Below are 19,671 nucleotides of genomic sequence, written 5' to 3' on the forward strand. Positions count from 1 at the left end.
AATGTCGGCAGGGGCGGGCAGACTTCGTGGAATTCCCGCGCTCGGCCCCGGGCTCAGGGCTGGTCGGCGGCGTCCACCAGATGTTCGAACGCGCGCAGGTTCTTCAGCGATTCTCCGCGCGAGACGCGCCACTTCCATTCCTTGCGAATGGATTCCGCGAAACCGAGTTCCAGCAGCGTATTGAAATCGGCGTCCACCGCCTCCAGCACCTGGCCGAAGACGCGGTCGAGTTCGTCGGCGGTGACGGCATGCGTAGCGATACGGCCGACCAGGTAGATGTCGCCGACCCGGTCCAGGGTGTAGGCCACACCGTACAGCCGCCGGTTACGACGCAGCAGGAATTTGTAGACGCCCTCGAAGTTCTCGTCGGGCTTGCGGCAGACGAAGGATTCGATCCGCACACCGTGCTTGCCGACGGTCAGCATGACCGCCGTCTTCAGCTTGCGTTCGCCCGGCAGGACAACGACGAAGACATCCTCGCTCGGCTGTGTGTACTCGATCTCCCGGTCGCGCAGCGTCTCGTCGATCAGCTGCGCGGTCGCCTGGACCTGCGTCATCGGGGAACTCCCATCCGGCGCCGCCACAGCGCCCGCGATCTGGCCTGGCCGCCCAGGCTAGTGCGATCACCGGATACCCGATCGCGCGCGTCCTCACGCAGCACCCCGTAGGGGCCGTCGAGCACCATGGCCCGGCTACCGCCGAGACCGGCCAGCGCCGCGTGGAAGTCGGTCAGCGCCGCGGAGTAGCTGGCGAGCAGGCCGTCGGCGGTGTGTTCCCAGGAGAAGTTCGCCGCGTGGTCGACGGCGCGGATGCTCATGCGGCGCAACCGTTCCGGATCGTCCAGTAGGGCGCCGAGCGCGGCGGCCCAGTCCGGGGTGCGGTGACCGGGGACCAGCAGGCCGGTTTCGCCGTGCCGCACCGCCGTGCCGAGCCCGCCCACCTCGGCGGCGAGCACGGGGGTGCCGCTGGCCTGCGCCTCGATCGCGACCAGGCCGAAGGATTCGTTGTAGCTGGGCACCGCGACCAGGTCGGCGGCGCGATACACCTGGACCAGGCGGTCCGGCGGTTGCGGCGGCAGGAAGATGACCCGGTCGGTAATGCCCAATTCGGCGGCCAGCTCGATGAGCGCATCCGGGCGCTCCAGACCGGTGCCGGACGGGCCGCCGACGATCAGCACCCGCAGCTTGCGCGCCGGATCGGTGCGCAGCACCTCGGCGGCGGCGCGCACCAGCACGTCGGGGGCCTTGAGCGGCTGGATGCGCCCGACGAACGCGACGATCCGCTCATCGGCCACGAGCCCCAGTTCGGTTCGGGCCGCCGCCTTGTCACCGGGCCGGTAGCGGGTCAGATCGGCGCCTGGCGGCACCACATCGATGCGTTCGGGCGGCGCGCCGTACAGCTCGATGAGCTGACGCGCCTCCTCCGCGGTATTGGCGACCATCCGATCCGCCTCGGCGATAACCTGTTTCTCGCCGATCTCGCGGGTCAGCGGTTCGGGACAGTCGCCCTCGGCCAACGCGGCGTTCTTGACCGCGGCGAGGGTGTGCGCGGTATGCACCAGCGGTACCCGCCAGCGATCCTTGGCCAGCCAGCCGACCTGGCCGGAGAGCCAGTAGTGCGAGTGCACCAGGTCGTAGTGGCCGGGCAGATGTCGCGCCTCCTGGCGCAGCACCTCGGCCGTGAACGGGCACAGCTGGGTCGGCAGATCCTGCTTGTCCAGGCCCTCGAACGGACCCGCCACCACATTGCGCACCAGCACTCCGGGCGCCGCCTCTTCCACGGGCGGCACATTCGAGGAGGTTGCGCGGGTGAAGATCTCGACTTCGATACCGCGCCGGGCCAGCTGAAGGGCGGTTTGCAGCACGTACACGTTCATGCCGCCCGCGTCGCCAGTGCCCGGTTGGGCAAGTGGTGAGGTGTGCACCGATAGCACGGCAATCCGATTAGGCCGTAGGTCCGGGCGTTGACTCACACTTCCATAGTGCACGGTGGATCGCCGACTCAGACAACCCTGACCGACCAAGTGACAGCCATCACAGGGCATTCGTGACAACATTCACGCAATCCCCCTGACCACTTCGAAAGCATGTTCGACCAGCGTTTATAGTCCGTCGACGAACTCGCTCACCTCGGCGACGAAGCGGGCCCGATCCTCGATGAACAGCCCGTGCTCGGCCCCTTCCCAGATCGACGCGCGGGCGTCGGGGGCCACGTCGAGGATGTAATGGCCATTGGCAACTGGGACAACCGGATCGTCCGCGCCATGCAGCACCAGTACCGGAATATCAAGGGCGCGTAGCGTTTCGGTGTTGTCGACGGAACGGTAGAACAACGCCTTGCGGACCGCGGGCCGGGTGGCCAGGCTGGCGCCGAACAAGCGCTGGGCATCCACCCCCTTGTCGGGACCGGGTCCGGTATTGGCATTGCCGAAGGCGCCGAACGCGCGCATGGCCCGGCCCGGGCTCTCCTCGAAGACGCCCGGGATCGCGGCCTGCATGGCCGGGCCGGTCTCCGCACCCGGGATCCCGCGGCCGATATTGGCCATCGAACCGGTGTAGACGACCCCGGCGATGGCGCCGGTGCCGTAGGCGGTGAGGTAGTCGGAGATCACGATGCCGCCGTAGGACCATCCGAGTAGCACCGCGCCGGATTCGATACCCTCGGCCGCCAGCACGGCGGCGATATCGCCCGCCCAGTTCTTCGGGTTGTCGTAGCCGGATTCGGGGGCGCCGGAATAGCCGTGCCCGCGCAGATCGACCGCGATCACCCGGAAGCGTTCGGCCAGATCGTCGGCGGCACCGCCCCAGCAGCGCAGATCGGCCGACCAACCGTGCACGAGCACCAGCGGCCTGCCCTCGGCGGGTCCGGTCACCCGATAGACGATGCCGGTTCCATCGGCGCTGATCACTTCCCGAATAGCCATGCCCCGAGATTAACGGTGATCCGGACAACAGCCCGGGGCCGCGCAAACCGTCCACACTTAGGATCCAGTCATGAGCACTCGCACCGCTATCGTCACGGGAGCCAGTTCGGGCATCGGGGAGGCCACCGCAAGGGAACTCGCCAAGCAGGGCTACCACGTCTATGTCGGTGCGCGCAGACTCGACCGATTGCAGGCGCTGGCCGACGAAATCGGCGGCACCGCACTGGAACTCGATGTCACCTCGGACGAGTCGGTACGCGCCTTCACCGAGGCGATCGCGAGTGCGGACGTGCTGGTCAACAATGCGGGCGGCGCCAAGGGCCTGGCCACCGTCGCCGAGGCGGATCTGGACGACTGGCGCTGGATGTGGGAGACGAATGTGCTGGGCACGCTGCGCGTCACCAAGGCGCTGCTGCCGAAGCTGATCGCCTCCGGCGACGGCCTGATCGTCACCATCACCTCGGTGGCCGCGTTCCACGCCTACGACAACGGCTCCGGCTACACCTCGGCCAAGCACGCCCAGGCGGTCCTGCACCGGACGCTGCGCGGGGAACTGCTCGGGCAGCCGGTGCGGCTCACCGAGATCGCGCCCGGTGCGGTGGAGACCGAGTTCTCCCTGGTCCGCTTCGACGGTGACGCCGAGCGCGCGGCGAAGGTGTACGACGGTATCGATCCGCTGGTCGCGCAGGATATCGCGGAGATCGTCGGCTTCGTCGCGTCCCGTCCGCCGCACGTCAACCTGGATCAGATCATCGTCAAGCCGCGCGATCAGGCCGATCCCGGCCGCTTCGCCCGGCGCTCCTGAACCCTCGGCGGTTAGCATCGGATCGTTTGTGGAACGTGGATACGCCAGATTGGAGTTGTTCGGCTCATGCTCAAGGGGTTCAAAGACTTTCTGATGCGGGGGAACGTCATCGACCTCGCGGTCGCGGTGGTGATGGGCACCGCGTTCACCGCCGTCGTGGCCTCGGTGACGAAGGGCATCATCAATCCCCTGCTGGCCGTCCTCGGCAATAGCAACGAGCTCGGCCTCGGCATCCAGCTGGTTTCCGGCAAACCGGCCACCTTCATCGCGGTCGGCCCGATCATCACCGCGGTCATCGATTTCGTGATGATCGCCGCGGTGCTCTACTTCGTGCTGATCCTGCCGATGAAGACGCTGAAGAATCGGTTCGGAACCACCAAGGCGGCCGAGCCCACCGAGATCGAATTGCTGATCGAGATCCGTGACCTGCTGGCCAAGCAGAGCGCCGACGCACGGGCGCTGCACAATGCGGAGACCCTGGCGCGGCTGGACGCGGATCTGGATTCGCGCAAGTAGGTAGTCTCAGCGCCCACCCGGCGCCTGCGGCGGCATGGGCGTCGCCGAGACCACCGGCGACAGCGTCGTGAAGGAGCCGTCGATCGGAACCGGCTTGCGGTCGGCGCCGACGGCGGTGCCCGACCAGGTGTAGGAGGCTTCGTAGCCGAGCGGCTCGGTGATCTCGTAGGTGCGCCGGTCCGGGCGGAGTTCGCCGGTGACCTGCTTACCGTTGGCGTTGGTCAGGGCGATCAGAGGGCTATACCGACGGTCACCGGCTCCGGCTCCAATCGGATCCCGAAACGCTCTTCGACACCGTCGCGCACCCGGCGGGCGAGCTCCACCAGATCCGCGGCCGTCGCCGTACCCCGATTCGTCAGTGCCAGCGTATGTTTCGTGGACAGCCGGGCCGGCGCATCCGCACCGGGGAACCCCTTGGCGAAACCCGCGCGCTCGATGAGCCACCCCGCCGAGAATTTGACACCGTCCACGGCCGGGTAGGTCGGGATGGTGACATCACCCACATGCTCGGTGATCACGGCCCGCACCGCGGCCACCCGGTCCTGCGCGACGACCGGGTTGGTGAAGAACGATCCAGCGCTCCAGGTGTCGTGATCATCCCCGTCGAGCACCATGCCCTTACCCGACCGCAGCCGCAGCACCGCCTCCCGCACGTGGTGGGCCGGGCGCGTTTCGCCGTCGGCGGCGTCGAGGACCTTGGCGAGTTCGCCGTAGCGCAGGGGGGCGCTGCGGCCCGACGGTTCGAGTGCGAACTCCACCGCGAGCACCACCGCGTCATCGCGGTGCTTGAGCACGCTGGTGCGGTATCCGAAGCCGAGCTCGCCGGGTTCGGCCCAGCGGATCGTGCCGCTGGCGCGGTCGAGCAGCCGCACCCGGCGCAGCAGATTCGACACCTCGACGCCGTAGGCGCCGACGTTCTGCACCGGCGTCGCGCCTGCGGAACCCGGGATACCGGAAAGACATTCGAGCCCGCCGAAACCGGCGTCGATCGTCGCCGCGACCACCGCGTCCCAATTCGCGCCCGCCTCCGCGACGACACCGTCCGCACCGATCTCGACACCCTCGGTGGCCACCCGCACCACCACGCCGTCGAAGCCATCGTCGCTGATCAGCAGGTTGGAACCGCCCGCGAGGACAAGTACCGGAATGCCCGCACCGTCCAGCGCGCGAATGGTCGCCACCAGGGCCGCGGTCGACGTGCACTCGGCGACCATGGCCCGTCCGCCGACCCGCAGCGTGGTCAGCTCCGCCAATGACACCGCGTCACGCAGGCGCGCACCGGTGTCGACCAGCAGATCGCGCAGGAAGTCCGACGACACCACCCGTGAAGTTTGCACGCTCCAGACGGTAGCGTGTCGAACCATGGCTACACCCTTGGCGTACACGGCCCGCTACTCCCATCCGGTTGCCGCGGTGCGCGCGGCGATCTCCGACGAGCTGTATTGGAAGGACCGCATCGCCGAGGTGGGTGGGCCCAGCGCCCGGCTCGACTCGGTCACCGTGAACGGTGACCAGGTACGCATCGAGATGGTGCAGGCCATCGCCGCCGAACAGCTGCCCGCCGCGATCACCGCGGTGCGCCCCGGCGACCTGATCATTCCCCGGGTGGAGAACTGGACCGGCAACTCCGCCACCTTCGAGGCCCGCGTCGACGGCGCACCGGCCGAGGTGCGCGGCACCGTCACGCTGACCGGGGACGACAGCGGCGCGACCGCCACCATCGAGGGCTCGATCGAGGTCAAGATCCCGCTGTTCGGCAGCAAGATCGAGGCCGCGATCCAGGAGCGGCTGACCGAGCTGCTGCAGTCGGAGGAGGAGTTCTCCAACAACTGGCTCGCCTCGCAGAAGGCCTGACAGCGGTCGTCGTTCCCGGCACCGCCGCCCGTCGGCGCGCCGATTCGCCCCGGTAACCTGTTTCGCTATGGCACGCCGACTGGACTATTCCGCCCGCTACCCGCTCCACACCACCAAGGAGCTGTACGAGGCACTGTCGACGCGGGAGTACTGGGAGGCGCGCATCACCGAGATGCGCAAGTACACGCCTGGCAATGAGGTGGTGAGTCTCGAGGTCACCGACTCCGGCATCGAGGTCGTGCTGCAGCACACCCTGCCGCGCGACATGCTGCCGGAGATCGCGCAGACGGTGATGCGCAAGGACATGATCATCACCCGCAAGGAGAGCTGGGGACCGTTCAACGAGGACGAGACTGTCGGCAAGTTCTCCGCCTCCATCCCGGCCGGACCGGGCAGCCTCGGCGGCACCATCCGCCTTTTCCCCACCGAAACCGGGTGCACCGCGCGCTTCTCCTCGGAGGCGAAGGTGTTCATTCCGATGGTCGGTCCGCGGCTGGAGCAGCTCGTGCTGGTGAATCTGGTCGATCTGTTCCGTGGCGAGGCCGAAGAGACGGTGCGGTGGCTGGAAGCGCGAAACCCGACCAGCTGACCAAACCGCTCGGCACCATCACCAGGGGAACCACCGGAGTCAACCGGCTGCGACGCAGTGATCGCTGGCTGATCCACGACGAGCTGGTGACCGCGCGTCTGCTGGCCGCCTCGGACCCGCTGGTGGTCGACCTCGGCTACGGCGCAGCCCCGTGGACCACCTTCGAGCTGGCGACGCGGCTGCGCACCGTACGCCCCGATATGCGCGTGGTGGGTCTGGAGATCGATCCGCAGCGCGTGGTTCCGGGCCGCGACGGCGTCACCTTCGCCCGCGGCGGTTTCGAATTGGCCGGTCTGCGACCGGTATTGGTACGCGCCTTCAATGTGCTGCGCCAGTATCCGGAAGCGGCTGTGCCCGACGCCTGGGCTACCGTTCTGGCGGGGCTGGCCCCGGACGGCCTGCTGGTCGACGGCACCTGCGACGAGCTCGGTCGCCGCTGCGCCTGGGTCCTGCTCGACCGGTCCGGCCCGCTGTCGCTGACTCTGGCCTGGGATCCGTTCACCGTCGAGCGGCCATCGGATATCGCCGAACGGCTCCCGAAGGCGTTGATCCACCGCAACATTCCCGGCGAACCGATCCACGCGCTGCTCACCGCGGCCGATCGCGCCTGGGCGCGCGCCGCTCCGCTGGCACCGTTCGGCCCGCGAATCCGCTGGCGCACCGCAGTGGAATACCTGCGACACGAAGGTCTTCCGGTTCGCGCCTACCGCCGCCGCATGCGCGACTGCGTGCTGTCGGTGCCCTGGTCCGCCGTCGCCCCGAATCCGATACCGGCGCCGTAGAACTCGCGATCGGCGGGCAGCCGACGAGGCCGTCAGTGGGTGCCGAACAGCCCGCGGACGCAGCCGGTCGCGGCGGCGACTGGCAGGATCGAACTCGGTTCGAAGGGCTGGTGCCACAGGCCGCCGTGGGCGGCGCCGAGTGCGAACAGGTACTCCGGATTGGTGTCGGAGTCGACCGGCGGCGGCGCGCACAGGTCGGCGACGAGTTTGGCCGCGAGCAGGGTGCGCGCGGTGTCGGGGGCGAAAATCTCGATGCCGTAGCGGTGAGCGCTGCGATAAGCGGCGGCGAGGGTGCGTTGGGCGCGGATGGCACGGGTCCAGGCCGGTGGTGCGACGGTGACGGAGATCGGATGCCCCGCGGTGTGGGCGAGGGACGCCCGCCAGCGCAGCAGGCGGTGCGACAGTGCGTGATCGGGGCCCTGGGACGGGAGCAGGGCGTCGGCGATGCCCCAGGACGCGCCCTGCTGATCGGTGACGTGGGTGCGATAACTGGGCTGGTACAGCGCCGAGCGGGTCAGCACCCGCAGCACCTCCTGATCGACGGCACGCAGACCGCGATCGCGGCGCCGCCGATGGGCGTCCGCGACAACGGTTTCCGGCACCGCGTAGCAGTCGGTCGGCGATCCGAGCAGGGCGAAGACGGCATCGGAACGCCGCGACAGCAGATCCTCGGCGAGTACATCCACCGCCGCGGCGAGTCGAACGCCCGCGGGACCGGGGCGATGGGCGTAGCCGCCGAAGACCGGGCGCAGATCGTCCAGGTGAGCGCGGATCCAGTGCACAAGGGCCGGAAACTGCCGGGTGATATCGGCACCGGGGCCCGCGGCGATCGGATAGCGCAGTACACCCGCACCGGCGCGGGCCAATTCGGTGAGGTCGCGCCAGCGTTGCTCGCCCGGCGGCGCGATGGCGAGCACGTCGGCGCCCCAGTGCAGCAGCGGCCGTAGCGGCGCCAGCTCGGTGACACCCGCGACGATCACCCGGAAACCGGGTAGCGCCAACCATTCCGGATGGTCGATCACCCGCTCCACGGCGGCGGCGAAACCGGGCTCGATTATCCCGTGCTGTCGCCAGTCGGTGAGCTTGCCGCGCAACGCATCACCGGACAGCAGCCCGTCCCGGAACGGCACCTCCAGTCGATCGGCGGGCTCCGCGCCGCCCTCGACCACGCCGGTGCGCAAGGTGTCCGCCGTGGCCTGCGACTCCACATCGATGCTCCGCAACGGGGCCACCGTGTACCCCGTGACGAAGCGCAGCAGGTTGCGCGCGGACCGCAGGCCCTCGGTCGCGATCCCGGCGCAGACGGCGGGCGATCCGATGGCCAGCGCCGTCATGCCGCGAAACACCGTGCGATATTCGCGGTGCCAATCCCGGCAGGTCTCCACCGTCTGCGCGAGATCCGCGTCGAATCGGCGCACCGCGTCGGCGACCACCGCGGTGGCGAACATATCGCCGATGCGGTCGGGCGCTCCGGACGGAAAAACCAGATCCCACCGACCCTGACCTACCGTCCCCATGATCGTCACCCTGCCACGATTACCCGCCCGGCAAAACCGGACCGGTGCCCCATTGATAGCCGAACCCGATCACCGCATCCGCAGCGCACCGGCGCCTCACACCCCTGCGAGCGCGCGCTGTACCCGGGCCGCCGCCCGCGGCGGCAGTCGCACACTGGCGGAGCGGATTTCATCGCGACCGCAGCGATGGATGGCGACCGCGTCGCCGACCACCTCGTCCAGCGCGGTCTGTCCGATGTCGGCCTCGGCCAGGTCGAGCACCGTCCGCACCGGCGTGGTCACCAGGAATGGGCCCGCCGATTCCACATCGATGCCGATGAGCGGCCTGCGCAGCACCACGAGCCGCGGGGTCACCGGCGGGCGCCCCTTACCGACCGACAGGTGCAGGAAGCGCGGGCGTAGTCGCCCGATTCCGTGCAATTCCGCAGCGCTCTGATGCGAGACGGCCGCGGCGCCGTCGAACCAGGCCGCCCACATGGCGTATTCGTCGAGCGGTCCCGGCGGCCATTCGGCCAGCCGCAGCAATCCGACGCCGGCGCGGGTCACCGAACCATCGCCGAGCCCGGCCCTGACCCTGGCCTCGCATCCGGTGCGCAACACCTGTCGGGTGGTGAAAAATCCGGCATGGCGGCCCGCCAGCCGCTGAAGCACACGCCACCCATGGTTCACGGATTCGGGAGCGCGGCCCGCCGCATCGCCAGCCATGGCAATCAGGCTACGCTCGAATCCTGTGTTACATGTCACAAACGCAGCCCTCATCGACCCCACAGAGCGAGCACAGAAATATCGGGAAGAATCGGCCACATGAATACCAAGCCCCCCGCCACCGCGCGCGTCAGCAGGCGCACGCTGATGATCGCGCTCGCCGTGGTCACCGCGCTGCTGGCCACCCTCGTCATCGGCGGTGAGGCCTACGCCAGACATCAGATGGCCAGTTGCATCAGCAAACAGTTCGAGCAGGAGATGGGCTCGAAGATCGATGTCGGCTTCGGCGCCAAGCCGCTGCTGGTCACCTGGATCGACGGCAAGCTGTCCACTGTCACAGTCGACAGTGAGGGCGATAAATTCGGGCCCGCGGTCGGCATGGTGGTGCACGCCGAGTTCAACGACCTCGAGGTTGTGGACAACGGCCGTGGCGGCGGCACGGTCGGCAGTTCGTCGGCCGATGTCACCTGGAGTAATCAGGGCATCCGGGACACCCTCGGCGGACTGGTCACCGGCGTGAGCTCCTCATCCTCCAGCGGCATGCTGACCCTGGATGTGCTCGGTGGGCTGGCGCAGCTACAGGTGCAGCCGATCGTGAAGAACGGTGCGGTCGAAGTGGAGACCAAGTCGGCACAGGTGTTCGGTGTCGGCCTGCCGACCGATCTGGTCCAGGGCATCGTCGATATCTTCTCGCAGAGCCTGCAGAGCTACCCGCTCGGGCTGAAGCCGACCGACATCAAGGTGACCGACAACGGGATCGACGTGAAGCTCGCTGGTGGACACACCGAGCTGGCCGCCGCCGAAGGCAACAGCAACAGCAAGTGCTGACCGGCCGGAGCCGGTGAACTCGACAACCCTTGTCGGCGAATAGGGTTCGACTCCTAGGCCGGGAACCCTTCGAGTACCACCCGCGACTTGGACAGCCCGAGCCGCGTCGCCCCCGCCGCGATCAGCTCGGCGGCAGCCTCGGCGGTCCGGATACCGCCGCTGGCTTTCACACCGAGCCGCCCGCCGACGGTCTGCGCCATCAACCGCACCGCGTGCACGCTCGCGCCACCGGCGGGGTGGAAACCGGTGGAGGTCTTCACGAAATCCGCGCCCGCGCGTTCGGCGACCCGGCAAACCTCGACAATGGCGTTGTCGGACAGCGCCGCCGACTCGATGATCACCTTGAGCACCGCACGGTCGGCGACGGCCTCGCGCACCGTCACGATATCGGCGAGCACCGCGTTGTAATCGCCTGCCATCGCCGCACCGACATCGATCACCATATCCACCTCGGCCGCGCCTTGATCCACGGCGAGTCGGGCCTCGGCCCCCTTCACCAGTGAATGATGTTTGCCGGAGGGGAAACCCGCGACCGTGGCAACCGCCAGTCCCGGCGCGCGCACCGGCAGCATGGAGGGTGACACGCAGATCGCGTAGACGCCGAGCGCGCGCGCCTCGTCCACCAGGGCGGTGACATCGACGGGCGTGGCCTCGGGGGCGAGCAGTGTGTGATCGATGAGGGCGGCCACATCGGCCCGGGTCAGCGGCGCGGAATCTGCCATGAAGTCAGAGTCTGGCATACCGGTGGCGAATTCCATTGCGCGCCTCTGCCGCTTACCGCACACTCATAGCTGTCGGCGGATGACGGGCAACCGGATGCCCGGCCGTATGCCAGCGCATACGGATGGCCCACATTCGTTCGGGAGGAGACGACACCGTGCTGATCCGTCGCGAATGTGCCGACGATGCCGCCGCGATCGCCGCCGTACATCGCGGCGCATTCGGACCCCGATACGTGAACGCCGCCCCGAGTGCGGAGGCCGGCGCGGTCGAGAACCGAGACCCCGGCGACCCGCCGGAGGTCGACCTGGTCGCGCGGCTGCGCAGCGATTCCGGCTGGATCCCGACCCTCGCATTGGTCGCCGTCGAATACGACGCCGTCATCGGTCATATCTGTCTGACCCGAGCCTCGGTCGGCCCCTTCCCCGTACTCGGCCTCGGCCCGATCGGCGTGCTCCCCGATCATCAGGGCGTCGGGGTCGGCGCGGCACTGATGCACGCCGCACTCGGCGCCGCCGACGCCCTCGACGAACCGCTGGTCGGTCTGCTGGGCAGCCTCGACTACTACCCGCAGTTCGGTTTCGTCCCCGCCGCCCGCCTCGGCATCGTCCCCGACGACCCGGCCTGGGTCACACACTTCCAAGCGCGCCCGCTGACCGCCTACGAGCCCCAGATCACCGGCGAATTCCATTACGCGGAGCCATTTTACGAATTGTGAGCAACGGGCGATCCCCGAGCCGGTCGCACCCGCGGCTCCTCGCGATTCACCCACCCCGCCGCCGCGGCGGCGACAGCGGCAGACGCCGGGCGAAACCGTGGCAACCCGGTACGGGACAATTGTCCGATGAGCTCCACACCACACGACCGCCGCTACGTGCTGACCCTCGGCTGCCCGGACCGTCCGGGCATCATCGCCGGGATCACCTCGTTCATCGCCGGATTCGGTGGCTCGATCGTGGAGGCCGGTTACCATTCCGACGCCGATACCGGCTGGTTCTTCACCCGCCAGGCGATCGCGGCCTCGACGGTGCCGTTCGAATTGGACGAGTTGCGCGACCGGTTTTCCGGTGTCGCCGAGGACCTGGGTTCGGAGACCGAATGGCGCGTACACGACACCGGGGCCCGGCGGCGTGCGGTACTGCTGGTCAGCCGGGACGGGCACTGCCTGCACGACCTGCTCGGCCGCGCGGCCAGCGGTGAGCTGCCCGCCACCATCGAGGCCGTGATCGGCAACCACCCGGATCTGGCGGGGATGACCGAGGCGCACGGGGTGAAGTTCCACCATGTGCCGTTCCCGAAGGATCCCGCCGAGCGCGGCCCCGCCTTCGAGCAGGTCCGCGCCCTGGTCGACGCGCATGATCCGCACGCGGTGGTGCTGGCCCGCTTCATGCAGGTGCTGCCGCCCGAGCTCTGTGAACACTGGGCGGGCCGGGCCATCAATATCCACCACAGCTTCCTGCCCTCGTTCGTCGGCGCCCGCCCGTACCACCAGGCCTTCGCCCGGGGTGTGAAGCTGATCGGCGCCACCTGCCACTACGTGACGGCCGAACTGGATGCGGGCCCGATCATCGAGCAGGACGTCAGCCGTATCGATCACGCCGACGATGTCCGCGATATGGTCCGCCAGGGCCGCGATATCGAACGCGTGGTGCTGGCGCGCGGTTTGCGCTGGCATCTGGAGGGCCGGGTCCTGGTGCACGGCCGCCGCACCGTCGTCTTTTCTTGAGCGGTGGGTTACCCGACGGCTTCGGCGGGCTGGTACACCGCGTCGAGTACGAGGGCGAGTTCGTCGTTGAACCGCTCGTACATTTCGACATTGCTGAGGTGGCCGGTCTCGAGCACCTCGTAGCGCACCAGAGACCCGGTCTCGGTGAGCATCTCGGCGATCCGCTCGGAATGCACCGGCGGCGTCAGGTCATCGGCGGAGCCGGCCAGAACCGTGGTGGGCACCACGAGGTTTCGGGCGGACTCACCGAGATCCATTTCGGCGAGCAGGATGCCGAAGCGAGCGCGCACCGCGGCCGGACAGGAGCGCACCACGGCCATGCTGTAGTCGATCAGGTCGTCGCTGGCGGCCAGGCTCATGATCTGGCGGGCGAAAGCCCATTTCACCGGCGCCAGCGGAGGGAAGACGATCGGCGTACCGAGGCCGAGGCGACCGATGAAGTACGGCAACGGGATTCGCCGGTGCAGCCGCGGTAGCTCGCGGTTGAACAACGGCACCACGGTGGTCTCGGCTACCAGCCGGTCCGGCGCGGTGTTGGTGAGCAACACCGCGTGCGCCCGCCGGGTGACCTGGTCGGGGTAGCGTCCGGCCCATGCCTGCAGGGTCATGCCGCCGAGGCTGTGGCCGACCAGTACGGCCCGCTGTCCGGCGGGCACGGTGGCATCGAGCACCGCGGCCAGGTCGTCGGCGAGCAGATCCATGGTCAGTTCGCTGGAACCGAGTTCGCTGCGGCCGTGGCCGCGCTGGTCGTAGGCGACCACGCGGTACTCACCGGCGAAGGCATTGATCTGAGCGTTCCAGTACTCGATGGCGCAGGTCCAGCCGTGTACCAGCACGATGACCGGCGCATCGGAGGGGCCGTAGGCGTGCACCCGCAACCGGGCGCCGTCCTCGGTGCGCACGGGGACGACCTCGTGCGGGATGGTCGGCGGGTTCAGGGCCGCGGTCGCGTAGGTGCGGGACCGCAGGTCGGCACGGTGTGCGTCGAGCAGACCCCGGGTCTTTCCCCGAAAGTCCACCAACGCGGGCGGAAACAGTGCGCGCATCGGACACTCCTTTGTGTTACTGCTCGATACAGTAACTTCGATGCGCGCCGCTTGCTAGTGCAAGCACTCGAAAAGTTATCGAGTCTTCCGACCCGCCGACCGCGCTGTGCGGGCCGGTAAACGGGTAGCTACCAGCGCGGACCGCGCTGGATCTCATCCACCTTGGGCCGCACATCCGCCAGGTAGACGCCGGTCGCGATGATCGCGATGAAGGCGAACAGACCCAGCCCCGCTGGCGACAGCAGCAGGAGCAGCAACGCCACACCGAGGATCGCCAGCCAGATCGGCTTGGTCTGCTTATCGACCGCCGTAAAGGCATCGGGGCGCTGCCGGATGGCGTGAATCAGCGCGAAGATCGTCGCACCGAGAGCCGCCAGCCACAGCACGAGAAGGATCATTCCGGTCAAACCGTTCACGGTGTTCACCTGACCATCATACGAGCGCAGCCCCCGCACATCAGTGGGTGCGGGGGCTGTGCGTGGGCGTTGTCCGGGAGGTCAGGCCTTCTTCGGGGCGGCCTTCTTGGCCGGAGCCTTCTTGGCGGCAGGCGCGCGCTTGACCGGGGCCTTCTTCGGGGCGCCATCGGCCTCGGAAGGCACGGTCTCGGTGGACACCGCGACGACCTCGGCGTCGACGACCGGATCGTCGACCTCGACCTCGACCTCATCCTTGACCGGGCGACCGAGCAGGCCGTTCACCCGGTCCAGCACATCCTCGGCGCGACCGGCGGCGTCTTTGTACAGGGTCTCGACGCGGTCGATCTGATCCTCGACCAGATGGTTGGCACGCAACCGATCGACGGTCTCCTCGCCGCGCACGGCCAGGTCCGCGTAGATGTCGAGGACCTGCCGGTAGTACTTCTCGGCCAGCGTGCGCAGCTCCTCCGGGGTGAACTTCTCGCGCAGTTCGGCGAGGTCCTCCGGGAGCTCGGAGGGCAGCCCGGACAGACGCTCGCGCAGCGTCTCGAACTGGGCCTGCACATCGGCGGGCACGTTGGAGAAGCGCTCGCGCGCCTCCTCGACCCGGCCGCTGACATCGGCGGTGGCCGCCCGCTCGCGGACCTGGGTGACGACGTCCAGCGCGGCGGCATAGACGGCATCCCCGGCGCCGACGGCGGCGAACAGGGGCTTGGTGACAGTGGCGTTCTTATCGGTCATTCTTCGTTCTCCTGGCGTGGCGGAGTTTCGGTTACGGTGCGCGGAACGTCGCTGTCCCACTCCCCCCCTGGTTCGTTCCCTCCGTTTTCGCGGCGAAACGATTCATAGATGTCCAGCAACACCTGCTTCTGCCGTTCGCTGATCGCCGTATCGGCAAGCAAGGCATCCCGGATCGGGCTGTGCGGCCGCTGCTCCAGATAGCCGGCCCGTACGTACAACACCTCCGAGGACACCCGCAGTGCCTTGGCGATCTGCGCGAGTACTTCGGCGGAGGGATTGCGCAATCCACGCTCGATCTGACTGAGATACGGATTGCTCACCCCCGCCAGCGCGGCGAGTTGGCGCAGCGAGACTTGCGCGGCTTCTCGCTGTGCCCTGATGAAACCTCCGATGTCGTGCGCCGCGTTGGCGACACGCCCTCCTCGTTCTCCGACGCCGGCCGATTCCTCGGACGAACTGTCGGTGTACTCGGCGGAAACCTCGGGCTGGTCTGCCATCACTCACCTTCTGGCGGTTGTACGGATTCAATTCTAGGGGAGGGTGCTAACTATTGCAAGCACAGTGCTAGCACCCTTCGGGCAAACATGTAGCGCTTTACGCTCAGCCGTGGAACAGCAGCTGTGAAATCGTGTAGATCGCCAGCCCGGCCAGCGAACCGACGACCGTTCCGTTGATCCGAATGAATTGCAGATCGCGCCCGACCTGCAATTCGATCTTCTTACTCGCCTCCTCGGCATCCCACTTGGCAACCGTATCGGTGACCAATGTGGTGATCTCCCCGGCATAGTTTCCCACCAGATAACGCGTACCACGGTCGATCCAACCGTCGACCTTGGCCCGCATCTCCTGATCGTCGCGGAGTCGCTCACCGAGCTGCTGCACATTCTCGGCCACCTTGCGCCGCAGCGTGCTGTTCGGATCGTCGGCCGACTCCAGGATCAGCCGCTTGGCCGCGCGCCAGGTCGCCTCGGCCATGCCGGTGATCTCCTCGCGGCCCATCACCTGGGCCTTGATCCGCTCCGCCTTCTTGATCATGGCGTCGTCGTATTGCAGATCGTTGGCAAATTCCTCCAGAAAGCGATTCGCCGCCAGCCGCACCTCGTGATCCGGTGTGGACCGCACCTTCCAGGTGAACTCGACCAACTCCCGGTAGATCTTTTCTGAAAGCAGAATGTTTACGAATTTCGGCGCCCATTGCGGCGCGTCACGCAAAACAATCCGGTCGATCGTCTCCTGGCTGCCCAGCGCCCACTGGTGTGCGCGCTCAGCAAGCATGTCCAGCAGCGCCAACTGGCGGTTATCCGCAAGCAGCTCCGCGAGCACCCGCCCGATCGGCGGACCCCACAGCGGTTCGGCGATCCGCTTCACGATCGTGTTGTCGATGATCTGCTCGACATCCTCGTCCCGCAGCACACCCACCACCGCGCGCAGAATCGTCGAACTCTCCTCGGCCACCCGGGCGGCATGCCCCGGATCGGCCATCCAGCGGCCGGCCCGCCACGAGATCTGCGCCGAACTCACCTTCGCCGACACCACGTCCGGCGCCAAGAAGTTGGTGCCGACGAAGCTGCCGAGGCTGGCCCCGAGCTGATCCTTCTTCTTGCGGATGATCGCGGTATGCGGAATGGGCAGGCCGAGCGGATGACGGAACAGCGCGGTCACCGCGAACCAGTCGGCCAGCGCACCGACCATGCCCGCCTCCGCGGCGGCCCGTACATAACCGACCCAATCGCCGCCCGCACCTCGCGACTCCAGCCAGCGGCAGAACAGGTAGACCACGGTGGCGAAGGCGAGCAGCCCGGTGGCAAGCGCCTTCATCCGGAACAGATCCCGCCGCTTACTCGCCTCGTCGACGAAGAAACCGGTCGGACCCGCCGGACTGGGCGCTTCGAGCACGGCGATGTCGGATCGGCGGCGCTCGCGGGGCCCCGCGTAGTCACGCTCCGCTGCCGCCTCCGGGCCCGTCGCTCGTGCCGCTGTGTTGCCGGGAGCTTTCTCCATATGTCCCATTCTGCTGTGCCGAGGCCGTGCGACGAGCTCCCGGACGTCGCGCGGGACGACAGAATCTGTGGTTCGTACCGCATCGGCGACCCAAACGCGACTCAGCGGGGTGGCCTGCACCTAAGCTGGAAGTCCACGACAATTACGAACGAGGGAGCCCACGCTGTCCACCGAAGACCTTGTCGACGTCGGCGAGCTCGCCGAGCGACCGGCGGCGGTCCGCACCGGCCGGACGGACGGACGTAAGCGCCGGTGGCGGCAACACAAGATCGACCGTCGCGAGGAACTCGTCGACGGCACCCTCGCCGCCGTTCGCAACCGCGGCTCCAATGCGGGCATGGACGAGATCGCGGCCGAGATCGGCGTTTCGAAGACCGTGCTCTACCGGTACTTCTCCGATAAGAACGATCTGGTCCACGCGACCATGCAGCGGTTCATCGAGACCACCCTGATGCCCCGCGTCTACGAGGCGATCAGCCTGGACGCCGCGGAGTACGACCTGGTGCGCTCGGCCCTCGCCGCCTATGTCGGCACCGTCGACGCGGACCCCGAGGTCTACCGCTTCATCATGGGTAACGGCTCGGATCAGTCCTCGCTGGCGGAGTTCGAGAAGCTCTTCGCCGAGGTCGTCTCCACCGTCATCGTGGATCGCGGGCGCGAGCACGGCGCGGAGACCGAGGGCGCGATGCTCTGGTCCTATGTACTGGTCGGCGGCATCCAGCTGGCTACGCACTGGTGGACCACCGACAAGACGATGTCGCGCGAGGAAGTCATCGACTACCTGACCATGATGGTGTGGAGCGCCATCGAGGGCATGATGCGCGCCCGCGGCTCCCGCGCGGTCTTCAACGCGCAGCCGCATGTGCTGTCGAACGGGGTCGAAGACACCGCCTCCTGACAGCCGGATCGCGGGCCGGCGGTGTGACGGCCGACTCGACTTTGCCGAGCCGTTGGCTAGTCTGAACCGAGCGGTGCACCACAGTGGGGTAGGTCACCGCCCGCGCGTCGGCACCAATGGAGGTACCTCGATGGCGAAGCAAGTGCCGACTTCTCGGCTTGCTCGTGGCACCAAGCTGGGGGCAGTGGCAGCGAGTTCGGTGCTGCGGACCCAGCGCACCCGGCTGTCGATGCGGGGCAGGTCAGAGGCCGTGCGGGCGAAGATGGCGGAAGAGTCGATGATCCGCACCACCGAACAGGTGGTCATGGTGCTCGGCACCATGAAGGGCGTGGCCATGAAGCTCGGCCAGATGATGTCGGTCCTCGATCTCGACCTGGTGCCCGAGGACCATCGCGAACGTTTCCAGAAGCGGCTGGCCGTGCTGCGCAATGCGGCGCCGACGGTCTCCTTCGAGTCCATGCGCCGGGTGATCGAGGAGGACTTCGACAGGCCGCTGGACGAGGTCTTCGCCGAATTCGAGCCGGAACCGATCGCGGCGGCCTCGATCGGACAGGTGTACCGGGCGCGCCTGCACGACGGCCGCGTGGTCGCGGTGAAGGTCCAGTACCCGGGCATCGATGCGGCGGTGCGGGCGGACCTGAAGAACCTGAACATGTTCCGCAAGGTGCTGCAATCGGCGATGCCGTGGGTGACGCCCGCGGTGCTCGACGAGCTACGGCTGAATATGGAGAGCGAGCTCGACTATCACGCCGAGGCCGCCACCCAGCTGCAGATCGCCGAGCTCTACGCGGGCCACCCGTTCATCGCGGTGCCGCGTTCACTGCCCGAGTTGAGCACCACCCGGGTTCTGGTCAGCGAATATCTGCCGGGCAAGGGCTTCGAGGAGATCCGGCAGCTGCCCGCGGCCGAGCGCAATCGGGTCGGCGAGATCATCTACCGCTTCTACGTCGGATCGCTGTTCACATTCAACGAGTTCTGCGGTGACCCGCACCCGGGCAATGTGCTGCTGGTCGACGACGGCCGGGTCGGCTTTCTGGACTTCGGACTGTTCAACCGGATGGATCCCGAACATGTGCGGTTCGAGCTGATCTGCCTGCGTGCGGCCGCCGAGGACCGGGCCGAGGACTTGCGGGAGTTGATGATTCAGCGCGGGGTGATCGACTCACCGGAGGAGATCGGCGCCGAGGAATGCCTCGAATACGTGCTGGCGGCCTCGGAATGGTGTCTGATCGACGAGGAGCTGACCATCACCCCGGAGCTCGCCAGCGGCGCCTTCCTGCTCGCGGTGGATCCGCGGGCCAGCGAATTCGCCGGGATGAAACAGCAGAATCTGCCTCCGGAGCACCTGTTTTCGCGGCGTGCCGACTTCCTCACCTTCGGCATGCTCGGCCAGCTGAACGTCACCGCGAACTGGCACCGGATCTCGCGCGAATGGCTCTACGACGAACCGCCGGTCACCGAACTCGGCAAGGCCCACCGGCAGTGGCTCACCGAGAACCCGCCCGTCACCACGAAGCGGGCGCCGAAGACTCCCGACAGGAAAGCGGCGCCGAAGAAGACCATCGGCCGGGCGCGTAGCGGCGAAGCCTGAACGCGCACTTCGG

23 protein-coding genes are annotated in these 19,671 nt (G+C 67.8%); 10 read left to right on the top strand and 13 right to left on the bottom strand.

Features of this window, described 5'->3' with window-relative positions; translation table 11 throughout:
- Nucleotides 1-53: 53 nt before the first annotated feature.
- From AB0H61_RS31295 to AB0H61_RS31305, 3 genes are all read right to left on the bottom strand, one after another.
- Nucleotides 54-557: a YbjN domain-containing protein gene (locus tag AB0H61_RS31295; protein WP_357311332.1), complete on the bottom strand. Its 504-nt coding sequence runs from the start codon at nucleotides 555-557 to the stop codon at nucleotides 54-56.
- Nucleotides 554-1,972, bottom strand: a complete 1,419-nt coding sequence (gene mshA, locus AB0H61_RS31300; RefSeq protein WP_357311333.1) for a D-inositol-3-phosphate glycosyltransferase — start codon at nucleotides 1,970-1,972, stop codon at nucleotides 554-556. Before mshA ends, AB0H61_RS31295 begins: the two co-directional genes overlap by 4 nt.
- A 129-nt stretch (nucleotides 1,973-2,101) precedes the next feature.
- Nucleotides 2,102-2,923, bottom strand: coding sequence for an alpha/beta hydrolase (locus AB0H61_RS31305; RefSeq protein ID WP_357311334.1), 822 nt, complete (start codon nucleotides 2,921-2,923; stop codon nucleotides 2,102-2,104).
- A gap of 70 nt (nucleotides 2,924-2,993) precedes the next feature.
- Here AB0H61_RS31305 and AB0H61_RS31310 point away from each other — a divergent pair, with 70 nt between their 5' ends.
- Nucleotides 2,994-3,728, top strand: a complete 735-nt coding sequence (locus tag AB0H61_RS31310; RefSeq protein WP_357311335.1) for an SDR family oxidoreductase — start codon at nucleotides 2,994-2,996, stop codon at nucleotides 3,726-3,728.
- Nucleotides 3,729-3,794: 66 nt separating this feature from the next.
- On the top strand, nucleotides 3,795-4,244 hold the full coding sequence (gene mscL, locus AB0H61_RS31315) for a large conductance mechanosensitive channel protein MscL (RefSeq protein ID WP_357311336.1): 450 nt from the start codon (nucleotides 3,795-3,797) through the stop codon (nucleotides 4,242-4,244).
- A 6-nt stretch (nucleotides 4,245-4,250) separates the two neighbouring features.
- On the opposite strand, the gene AB0H61_RS31320 is transcribed toward mscL, so the two are convergent.
- Nucleotides 4,251-4,514, bottom strand: a complete 264-nt coding sequence (locus AB0H61_RS31320; protein WP_357311414.1) for an Ig-like domain-containing protein — start codon at nucleotides 4,512-4,514, stop codon at nucleotides 4,251-4,253.
- Nucleotides 4,475-5,515 carry a UDP-N-acetylmuramate dehydrogenase gene (locus AB0H61_RS31325; protein ID WP_357311415.1) on the bottom strand — a complete coding sequence of 347 codons (1,041 nt, stop codon included), beginning with the start codon at nucleotides 5,513-5,515 and terminating at the stop codon, nucleotides 4,475-4,477. The genes AB0H61_RS31320 and AB0H61_RS31325 overlap by 40 nt, the downstream gene beginning before the upstream one ends.
- A gap of 91 nt (nucleotides 5,516-5,606) precedes the next feature.
- On the opposite strand from AB0H61_RS31325, the gene AB0H61_RS31330 reads away from it, so the two are divergent.
- The 3 genes from AB0H61_RS31330 (at nucleotide 5,607) to AB0H61_RS31340 (ending at nucleotide 7,469) form a co-directional block, all read left to right on the top strand.
- Complete coding sequence (locus tag AB0H61_RS31330; protein WP_357311337.1) at nucleotides 5,607-6,098, top strand: DUF2505 domain-containing protein; 492 nt, start codon at nucleotides 5,607-5,609, stop codon at nucleotides 6,096-6,098.
- Between the two features lie 67 nt (nucleotides 6,099-6,165).
- A complete protein-coding gene (locus AB0H61_RS31335) occupies nucleotides 6,166-6,687 on the top strand; it encodes a DUF2505 domain-containing protein (protein WP_357311338.1) in 522 nt (173 codons plus the stop codon).
- Complete coding sequence (locus AB0H61_RS31340) at nucleotides 6,657-7,469, top strand: class I SAM-dependent methyltransferase (RefSeq protein WP_357311339.1); 813 nt, start codon at nucleotides 6,657-6,659, stop codon at nucleotides 7,467-7,469. Before AB0H61_RS31335 ends, AB0H61_RS31340 begins: the two co-directional genes overlap by 31 nt.
- A 32-nt stretch (nucleotides 7,470-7,501) precedes the next feature.
- Here the strand turns inward: AB0H61_RS31340 and AB0H61_RS31345 are convergent, their stop codons facing one another.
- On the bottom strand, nucleotides 7,502-8,986 hold the full coding sequence (locus tag AB0H61_RS31345; RefSeq protein WP_357311340.1) for a hypothetical protein: 1,485 nt from the start codon (nucleotides 8,984-8,986) through the stop codon (nucleotides 7,502-7,504).
- A 96-nt stretch (nucleotides 8,987-9,082) separates the two neighbouring features.
- A complete protein-coding gene (locus tag AB0H61_RS31350) occupies nucleotides 9,083-9,691 on the bottom strand; it encodes a hypothetical protein (RefSeq protein WP_357311341.1) in 609 nt (202 codons plus the stop codon).
- Between the two features lie 99 nt (nucleotides 9,692-9,790).
- Between AB0H61_RS31350 and AB0H61_RS31355 the strand changes: the two genes are divergently transcribed.
- Complete coding sequence (locus AB0H61_RS31355) at nucleotides 9,791-10,519, top strand: DUF2993 domain-containing protein (RefSeq protein WP_357311342.1); 729 nt, start codon at nucleotides 9,791-9,793, stop codon at nucleotides 10,517-10,519.
- A gap of 53 nt (nucleotides 10,520-10,572) precedes the next feature.
- Here the strand turns inward: AB0H61_RS31355 and deoC are convergent, their stop codons facing one another.
- Nucleotides 10,573-11,241, bottom strand: a complete 669-nt coding sequence (gene deoC / locus AB0H61_RS31360) for a deoxyribose-phosphate aldolase (protein WP_357311343.1) — start codon at nucleotides 11,239-11,241, stop codon at nucleotides 10,573-10,575.
- Nucleotides 11,242-11,396: 155 nt separating this feature from the next.
- On the opposite strand from deoC, the gene AB0H61_RS31365 reads away from it, so the two are divergent.
- Complete coding sequence (locus AB0H61_RS31365) at nucleotides 11,397-11,957, top strand: N-acetyltransferase (protein ID WP_357311344.1); 561 nt, start codon at nucleotides 11,397-11,399, stop codon at nucleotides 11,955-11,957.
- Nucleotides 11,958-12,083: 126 nt separating this feature from the next.
- Nucleotides 12,084-12,965 carry a formyltetrahydrofolate deformylase gene (gene purU, locus AB0H61_RS31370; protein WP_357311345.1) on the top strand — a complete coding sequence of 294 codons (882 nt, stop codon included), beginning with the start codon at nucleotides 12,084-12,086 and terminating at the stop codon, nucleotides 12,963-12,965.
- Between the two features lie 8 nt (nucleotides 12,966-12,973).
- On the opposite strand, the gene AB0H61_RS31375 is transcribed toward purU, so the two are convergent.
- The 5 genes from AB0H61_RS31375 to AB0H61_RS31395 form a co-directional block, all read right to left on the bottom strand.
- Entirely contained in the window at nucleotides 12,974-14,011 is a 1,038-nt protein-coding gene (locus tag AB0H61_RS31375; RefSeq protein ID WP_357311346.1) for an alpha/beta fold hydrolase, read from the bottom strand.
- A gap of 128 nt (nucleotides 14,012-14,139) precedes the next feature.
- Nucleotides 14,140-14,436 (bottom strand): DUF2516 family protein, encoded by a 297-nt coding sequence (locus tag AB0H61_RS31380; protein WP_357311347.1) that lies wholly within the window; start codon nucleotides 14,434-14,436, stop codon nucleotides 14,140-14,142.
- A 72-nt stretch (nucleotides 14,437-14,508) separates the two neighbouring features.
- Nucleotides 14,509-15,168, bottom strand: a complete 660-nt coding sequence (locus tag AB0H61_RS31385; protein ID WP_357311348.1) for a heparin-binding hemagglutinin — start codon at nucleotides 15,166-15,168, stop codon at nucleotides 14,509-14,511.
- Complete coding sequence (locus tag AB0H61_RS31390) at nucleotides 15,165-15,665, bottom strand: helix-turn-helix transcriptional regulator (RefSeq protein WP_357311349.1); 501 nt, start codon at nucleotides 15,663-15,665, stop codon at nucleotides 15,165-15,167. The genes AB0H61_RS31385 and AB0H61_RS31390 overlap by 4 nt, the downstream gene beginning before the upstream one ends.
- Before the next feature lie 103 nt (nucleotides 15,666-15,768).
- Complete coding sequence (locus AB0H61_RS31395; RefSeq protein WP_357311416.1) at nucleotides 15,769-16,986, bottom strand: DUF445 family protein; 1,218 nt, start codon at nucleotides 16,984-16,986, stop codon at nucleotides 15,769-15,771.
- Between the two features lie 451 nt (nucleotides 16,987-17,437).
- Here AB0H61_RS31395 and AB0H61_RS31400 point away from each other — a divergent pair, with 451 nt between their 5' ends.
- Nucleotides 17,438-18,067, top strand: coding sequence for a TetR/AcrR family transcriptional regulator (locus AB0H61_RS31400; RefSeq protein ID WP_357311417.1), 630 nt, complete (start codon nucleotides 17,438-17,440; stop codon nucleotides 18,065-18,067).
- A gap of 130 nt (nucleotides 18,068-18,197) precedes the next feature.
- Entirely contained in the window at nucleotides 18,198-19,658 is a 1,461-nt protein-coding gene (locus AB0H61_RS31405) for an AarF/ABC1/UbiB kinase family protein (protein WP_357311350.1), read from the top strand.
- The last annotated feature ends 13 nt before the right edge of the window (nucleotides 19,659-19,671 follow it).

The sequence above is a fragment of the Nocardia sp. NPDC050710 genome (genome assembly GCF_040654375.1).
GTDB lineage: Bacteria > Actinomycetota > Actinomycetes > Mycobacteriales > Mycobacteriaceae > Nocardia.